The following is a 6368-nucleotide window of genomic DNA, read 5'->3' on the forward strand; positions in this document are numbered from 1 at the left end:
CGGGGCCTATTGACCCAGCCTTGCCATCAGCGCGTCGACGCGTGGCTGGCCCCAAGTCTTGACAGTCAGCGTCTTGACGGTCAGTGGGCCGGTCGCTTCCACGTCTACGCCTTCGCCGGGGCCGAGCACCACGCCGCGTCCGCGTGCCGCCCTGCGGGTTACGCCAACGCGGCCGTCGGCGACGAATACGGAGGTTTTGGTCTCTGCGACATCGACCGCCCATTTGGTCCCGCGCACCGCGGCAATCGCTTGCGGTGTCAGCACCTTGAAGGGATTGCCGCCGGGTTTCTTGGGCACTTCGACCAGCAGCGCTTTGTCGCTCAACTCGACGGCATCTATATGTCCGTCGCGGTTGGCGTCTTTCAGTTCAAATCTCGCGCCATTTTCCGCAACGATCGTGACGCCGTTGTCGCAACGCCAAACTTGCGTGCCGGCGGCGGATGGCGATGCCGTGCAGCCCGCATCCGTAGCGGGCTGAGCCGTCGCCGAGCCAATCAACAACAACGACCACGCCAGGGCGCAAAACCCCGCGCGTGAAAACCCTCTCATGCCAGCCTCCGTTTGACGTGCTCGGCACGGTTCAAGGCGATGTTGATACGGTACCGTATCACACGCAGAGGCTGCTGAAAAGTGCCGAGCGTGTAGCTATTTTCGCGGCTCGGCCATTTCCAGATTGGCGCGATCAACTTTCAGTCAGGGCAACGTTTCTCTTCCACCTCTCCCCGTAAGCGGGGAGAGGCGGAGAGCGCGCAGCTCACCAGCCTCGCGCAACGCTTCCCCCGTTATCATCCCGATATTGATGACCACGAAAATGACTTGGTTGGCGGGTCCAAAGGTGAGGTCGGTGAGGCCCTGTGACCGTGCTGAACCGGCCGAGAATGATGGTTAACAGCGTCGTCTAAGTCCGTATTTCTGCGGGCTTTTTTCTCGAAATGGCACAGCGTTAACGAGTTGCCCTACAACTGCCCGAACTTAATCTGCATTTAACTAAAAGTCGCCTTAATGACGCTCCGACCCTCTGCGAGATGCTGGTTCCGGAACGTGACCAGCGGCACTTCGAAGGGGGACTGAGTGACACCGTCCTGGACGCAAGGCGAATGAGTACGAGTATCGCTGCGCAGAGTTACGCGGCACGGAAGCCAAACAATTCTCGGAAGTCTTCCCGGAAAATGACCACCCAAAACGTGCTTGGCGCCGCCGTGGCCGGCTGCGTCTTGCTTGCCGGCTGGACCGTCTACAACAACATCTTCGCCGCCAGCGTCTATCCGACCGTCGGCAGCGCCGGTTACGACGAGCCCGTGGTCAAGCGCGCGCCCAAGGTGGCGCTGCGCGAGGCGGGCGAGGCGATCCGGGAAACCTTTGCCTTGCTGCCCGACCGGCTGCAGGTGGCTGCACCGATTTCGCGCGAACAGTTCAACGAGCGTTTTGCCGCAGCGGCGACGCAGGGCGTGGATTCGAACGCCGCGAGTGCTGCGCCTGCGACGAAGGTCGCCGAAGCCACTTCGAAGCCGACCGTCGTCGCGAAGGTCGCCGAAGTGCTGAAGCCGCTCAACCCCGCCAAGGTGGCTGAGAGGGTCGCCGACAAGGTCGCTGACGTCGCGAAGGGCAAGCGCTCCGACGCGCCGGTGCAACTCGCCTCCGCCGATCCGGCCCAGATCGTGCCGGCGCCGGAAGCCAAGCCAAAATCCTTTGCCGACCGCGCCAAGGCTGCGGTGATGTCGATCACCGGTCCGCGCCAATCGATGGTGGAGAAGCTGTGGGGCAAGCGTGAGCCCTCCGGCGGTCTGCTCGCCTATGCTTCGGCCGATGCCAGCGTGACCTCGGCGATCGCGCCGAAAGAGCAGAACCCGATGTTCGGCGGCGCGCCGCCCTATGAGCGCGACACCGCGGTCTACGACATCACCGCCAAGACGGTTTACCTACCCGACGGCACCAAGCTCGAGGCGCATTCCGGCCTCGGCTCCAACCTCGACGATCCGCACTCGCAGCGTGTCCGCATGCGCGGCGTCACCCCGCCGCACATCTACAATCTGAAGCCGCGCGAGGCGCTGTTCCACGGCGTGCCCGCGCTGCGCCTGACCCCGATCGGCGGCGAAAGCGCGATCTATGGCCGCGACGGCCTGCTCGCACACACCTTCATGCTCGGGCCAAACGGCGATTCCAACGGTTGCGTGTCGTTCAAGGACTACTACGCATTCCTCGACGCCTATCGCAACAAGGGCATCCGCAAGCTCGCGGTGCTGGCGCGGGTCGAGTAGATCAGGTCAATTCGAGATCATGCAAAAGGGCCGCTCGCTGCGGCCCTTTTCATTTTCTGCTTCCAGAGTGACCCGCTACGCTGCGTTGACCGGCACGGCCTTGCGCAGCACCATTTCGGTGGCAATCGCCTCTCGCACCACCGGCCGCGCCTGCATGCGCTCGAGATATCTGGCGAGCGAGGGCCATTGCGCGATGTCGACACCTGCGGGACGAAGCAGCAGTAGAGCCCAGGTGAGATGTGCATCCGCAACGGTGAAGCTGCGACCGACGAGGAATTCGCGGTCCGCAAGATGCGCTGACGGCACCGACAGCGTTTGCAAGATCCGCGCGCGCGGCTTGGCGAGCGAGCCGTCGTCCTTGTACCAGAACGTCGGAAACAGGAACGCCTTGTGGATCTCGGCGCCGACGAAGCTCAGCCATTCCTGCAGGCGGTAGCGATCCAAATCTCCCGGCCGCGGTGCAAGGCCGCGCTCGGGCTTCAGGTCAGCGATGTATTGCAACACCGCCGCGCACTCGGTCAGCCGCTCGCCGTTTTCCAGCACCAGCACCGGTACGGCGCCCTTCAAGGAGATGTCGCGAAAATCGCCGTCGCCGTCCGCGACCGTCTTGGTCGCGAGATGAACTTGGTGATAGCGCGCATCGAGACCTGATTCCATCAGCGCGATGCGGCTCGCAAGCGAGCAGGCCATCGGTGAGAAATAGAGTTGCAGCATCAGCTTGCTCCGTTATCTCAGTGCATCGCCGCGCGCGATGATCGCGAAGCGGTCGGAGAGTTCGGCCAGCGCAACCTCGTGAATGGTGCGCGCGTCCAGCGTGCCGCCGCGTCCGTCGGGCAGGTCGCGCGTGGCGCAGGCATCGGCATCAATAGTGGTGCGAAAGCCGAGATCGAGCGCGGCGCGCGCCGTGGAGCTGATGCACATATGCGTCATGAAGCCGGCCAGCACGATGTTCTTCTTCTCGGTCGCGTCAAGACGCGCCTTGAGATCGGTGCCGGCAAAGGCGTTGGGCAGCTCCTTCTCGATCACGAGCTCACCGGCACGAGGCGCGAGTTCGGCGACGATGGCACCGCGATCGGCGCTGCGATCGAACAGGCTGCCAGGCTTGCCGCGATGGGCGATATGGATGATCGCGGCTCCGCTCTCGCGCGCCCGTGCCAGCAGCGCAGCCGCCCGCGCGATCGCGGGGCGCGCGTCGGGCAAGGCGAGGGGGCCTGCAAGATATTCATTCTGGATATCGATGAGCACCAGCGCGGCGTCGGAGAGGCGCGGCGGGTTGAGGTCGGCGCCGGCGAGCTGGAGCAGGGTCTTTGCGGTCGTCATGGTCGGGCAATCTCCGGGGCGAAAGGCTTGGCCAACATAGCGCCGGAGCCGCCTGCCGATATGCAGGGATATTGCAGCCGGTGGCTGCGATATTGCAGGCATCTCGCCGCCGATGTAGCCTCAGGCCCATGAACTGGGACGATCTGCGCATCATCGCCGCCGTCAGGGACGAGGGCACCTATGCAGGCGCCAGCGCGCGGCTGCGCATCGACGAGACCACGGTCGGGCGCAGGCTGTCGCGCATCGAGCGCGCCCTCGGCCTGCGCCTGTTCGAGGCCGCTGACGGCGTGCGCCGGCCGACGCGGAGCTGCGAGGCGGTGCTGGCGCATGTCGAGGCGATGGCCGCGCATGCCGCCGAGATCGGCCGTCTCAGCGAGAACCTGGAAGGACCGGTGGGGCGCCTGCGCATTGCCTCCACCAACACGGTGGCCGAAGCGGTACTGTCGCCGCGCGCGAGCGACTTCCTGCACGCCAATCCGGGCCTGACGCTGCAATTCCTCACTTCCAGCGAGAACGTCAAATTCTCGCGCTGGGAGGCTGATCTCGCCATCCGTCTGCGCAAGCCCGACAAGGGCGACTTCGTGATCTCCAGGCTTGGCGACATCAAGCTCTATTACTTCGAGCCTGTGACGACCGAGGGCGAGCCGATGCTGTGCGCCTATCCGGACGAGCTCGGCGCCATTCCCGAGATGCAATTCCTGCGCACCAAGACGTCGCGCACGCGCTGCGTCACCGACAATGTCCGCGTCATCCGCAATCTGATCCGCGCGCATCGGGCCGCCGGCGTGTTGCCGGAATATGTTTGCGCGGACCTGCTCGGCGATCGCCGCCTGCGCGCCAGCCTGCTGCCGAAACGGCGCGATGCCTGGCTCCTGGTGCAAAACCACCTCAAGCGCGACGCCGCAACGCGCGTGACGATCGACTGGATACGCCACTGCTTCCGGGATCTGGCGCAGAGTTGATTGCCGGCCAGCGGCGGCCTTGAACGCAGCCCGTCATCCGCACGACCAATCCAGGAAGGCCGGGATTGCGCGCGCCGACAGGTTGCGCAATCCTGTGGCGGCGACAATCTCGGGCAGGTAAGGCGATGACCACGCTTCAGGACACCGTCCGGCCGAAGGCCAGATCCAGCGGGTGGAAGGCGATTGTCATCCTGATCCTGCTCGTGCCCGTGCTGTGGTCGCCACTCCTGCTGTTTCGCTACGTCCTGTATCAGCCGTTCAATATCCCGTCCGGCTCGATGATGCCGACGCTGGTGGTCGGCGACTACGTCTTCGCGGCGAAGTATGCTTATGGCTACGGCCGCTATTCGTTTCCCTTCGCGCCGTCGTTCATCTCCGGCCGTTTCCGCGCCGCTGATCCCGCCTATGGCGACATCGTCGTCTTCCGATCGCCGAAGGACGATGAGATCGACTATGTCAAACGCGTTGTCGGATTGCCCGGCGATCGCATCCAGATGCGGCAGGGACAACTCTTCCTCAACGGCATCAAGGTCGCGCGCGTGGCGCTGAAGGAGGTGGCCGCGGGCTCTGCCTGCGGCGGCGAGACCGGGACCAGGGTCAAGCGCTGGCGCGAGACGATGCCGAACGGTGCGAGCTACATCACCTACGATTGCGTCGACAATGGCTATGCCGACAACACCGAGGTTTACACCGTACCTCCGGGCCATTTCTTCGCGCTCGGCGACAACCGAGACAACTCCACCGATAGCCGCTTCAAGTCGGTGATGGGCTTCGTCCCGATGGACAATCTCATCGGCAAGGTGACGCGGATCTTCTGGTCGCTCGATTCCGAAGGCGAGCTGCGGGCGGAGCGGCTGGGGAAGGTGGGGTAGGGCGATCTCCCTCCTCCGTCGTTCCGGGGCGGAGCGCCGAGCCCGGAATCCATTCATCCGCCAGGTCAGGCCGTAATTTGCGGATACAAATCGATCCACTGTGGATTTTGCTTCTCAACGAGCCTGATCTTCCAATCCCGGCGCCATTTCTTAAGTTCCTTCTCGCGAGTAATCGCGGTCACGGGATCATCGTAGATCTCGTACCAGACCAGTTTGTCGACGGAATATTTCTTGCTGAAGCCCGGGACCACCTTGGTCTTATGCTCATGGATGCGGCGAATGATGTCGTTCGTCACGCCGATATACAGCGTTTCGTATTTCTTGCTGGCGAGAAGGTAGACGTAATAGGCCATGAGCAAGTGCTGAAATGGATTCCGGGCTCGCGCCCCAAGCGGGCGCGCCCCGGAATGACGAGGGGAGAGGGCCGACGCCCCCCAAACAAAAACCCCGGCATCGCTGCCGGGGTTTCGCAAGTCTCGAGGATGGTGGACCTTAGAAGTCCATGCCGCCCATGCCGCCGCCCGGGGGCATTGCGGGGCCGGCGCCGCCCTTCTTGGGCAACTCGGCGACCATGGCTTCCGTGGTGATCAGCAGCGCCGCAACCGAGGCTGCGTTCTGGATCGCGGTACGGACCACCTTGGTCGGGTCGATGATGCCCTTCTTGACGAGGTCGCCGTACTCACCGGTCTGGGAGTCGAAGCCGAAGGCGTACGACTTGTTCTCCAGCACCTTGCCGACGATCACCGAGCCGTCTTCACCGGCGTTGATGGCGATCTGGCGAGCGGGAGCCGACAGCGCCTTGCGCACGATCTCAACGCCGGTCTTCTGGTCGTCGTTCTTGGTGCGCAGGCCCTTGAGCTGCTCGGAAGCACGGAGCAAGGCGACGCCGCCGCCCGGGACGATGCCTTCCTCGACAGCCGCGCGGGTCGCATGCATCGCGTCATCAACGCGATCCT

Annotated in this window: 8 protein-coding genes; 3 read left to right on the forward strand and 5 right to left on the reverse strand. The window is 64.0% G+C overall.

The features are described from left to right. Nucleotides 1-6: 6 nt before the first annotated feature. A complete protein-coding gene (locus L6639_RS33010; RefSeq protein ID WP_237865780.1) occupies nucleotides 7-549 on the reverse strand; it encodes a FecR domain-containing protein in 543 nt (180 codons plus the stop codon). Nucleotides 550-1169: 620 nt separating this feature from the next. Here L6639_RS33010 and L6639_RS33015 point away from each other — a divergent pair. Continuing rightward, nucleotides 1170-2258 carry a tlde1 domain-containing protein gene (locus L6639_RS33015; RefSeq protein ID WP_237865781.1) on the forward strand — a complete coding sequence of 363 codons (1089 nt, stop codon included), beginning with the start codon at nucleotides 1170-1172 and terminating at the stop codon, nucleotides 2256-2258. 75 nt (nucleotides 2259-2333) lie between these two features. Here L6639_RS33015 and L6639_RS33020 read toward each other — a convergent pair whose 3' ends face one another. Together L6639_RS33020 and L6639_RS33025 are read right to left on the reverse strand one after the other, a co-directional pair. Beyond that, nucleotides 2334-2972: a glutathione binding-like protein gene (locus L6639_RS33020; RefSeq protein WP_237865782.1), complete on the reverse strand. Its 639-nt coding sequence runs from the start codon at nucleotides 2970-2972 to the stop codon at nucleotides 2334-2336. Nucleotides 2973-2984: 12 nt separating this feature from the next. Then, a complete protein-coding gene (locus L6639_RS33025; RefSeq protein ID WP_237865783.1) occupies nucleotides 2985-3578 on the reverse strand; it encodes a cysteine hydrolase family protein in 594 nt (197 codons plus the stop codon). Between the two features lie 128 nt (nucleotides 3579-3706). Between L6639_RS33025 and L6639_RS33030 the strand changes: the two genes are divergently transcribed. After that, entirely contained in the window at nucleotides 3707-4540 is an 834-nt protein-coding gene (locus L6639_RS33030; RefSeq protein WP_237865784.1) for a LysR family transcriptional regulator, read from the forward strand. A gap of 125 nt (nucleotides 4541-4665) precedes the next feature. Then, the gene (lepB, locus tag L6639_RS33035) at nucleotides 4666-5412 is read left to right on the forward strand and encodes a signal peptidase I (protein ID WP_237865785.1); all 747 of its coding nucleotides are present in this window, start codon (nucleotides 4666-4668) and stop codon (nucleotides 5410-5412) included. Between the two features lie 65 nt (nucleotides 5413-5477). Here lepB and L6639_RS33040 read toward each other — a convergent pair whose 3' ends face one another. Beyond that, nucleotides 5478-5765, reverse strand: coding sequence for a GIY-YIG nuclease family protein (locus L6639_RS33040; protein WP_237865786.1), 288 nt, complete (start codon nucleotides 5763-5765; stop codon nucleotides 5478-5480). A gap of 139 nt (nucleotides 5766-5904) precedes the next feature. Then, nucleotides 5905-6368 (reverse strand): TCP-1/cpn60 chaperonin family protein (locus tag L6639_RS33045; RefSeq protein ID WP_276576261.1); only part of this gene is annotated, 464 nt, incomplete at its 5' end.

This window comes from Bradyrhizobium zhengyangense (genome assembly GCF_022012555.1).
Lineage (GTDB): Bacteria > Pseudomonadota > Alphaproteobacteria > Rhizobiales > Xanthobacteraceae > Bradyrhizobium > Bradyrhizobium zhengyangense.

Coding starts and splice junctions, on each gene's coding strand:
- L6639_RS33010 (WP_237865780.1), bottom strand. CDS start 549: ATGAGAGGGTTTTCACGCGCGGGGTTTTGCGCCCTGGCGTGGTCGTTG.
- L6639_RS33015 (WP_237865781.1), top strand. CDS start 1,170: ATGACCACCCAAAACGTGCTTGGCGCCGCCGTGGCCGGCTGCGTCTTG.
- L6639_RS33020 (WP_237865782.1), bottom strand. CDS start 2,972: ATGCTGCAACTCTATTTCTCACCGATGGCCTGCTCGCTTGCGAGCCGC.
- L6639_RS33025 (WP_237865783.1), bottom strand. CDS start 3,578: ATGACGACCGCAAAGACCCTGCTCCAGCTCGCCGGCGCCGACCTCAAC.
- L6639_RS33030 (WP_237865784.1), top strand. CDS start 3,707: ATGAACTGGGACGATCTGCGCATCATCGCCGCCGTCAGGGACGAGGGC.
- lepB (WP_237865785.1), top strand. CDS start 4,666: ATGACCACGCTTCAGGACACCGTCCGGCCGAAGGCCAGATCCAGCGGG.
- L6639_RS33040 (WP_237865786.1), bottom strand. CDS start 5,765: ATGGCCTATTACGTCTACCTTCTCGCCAGCAAGAAATACGAAACGCTG.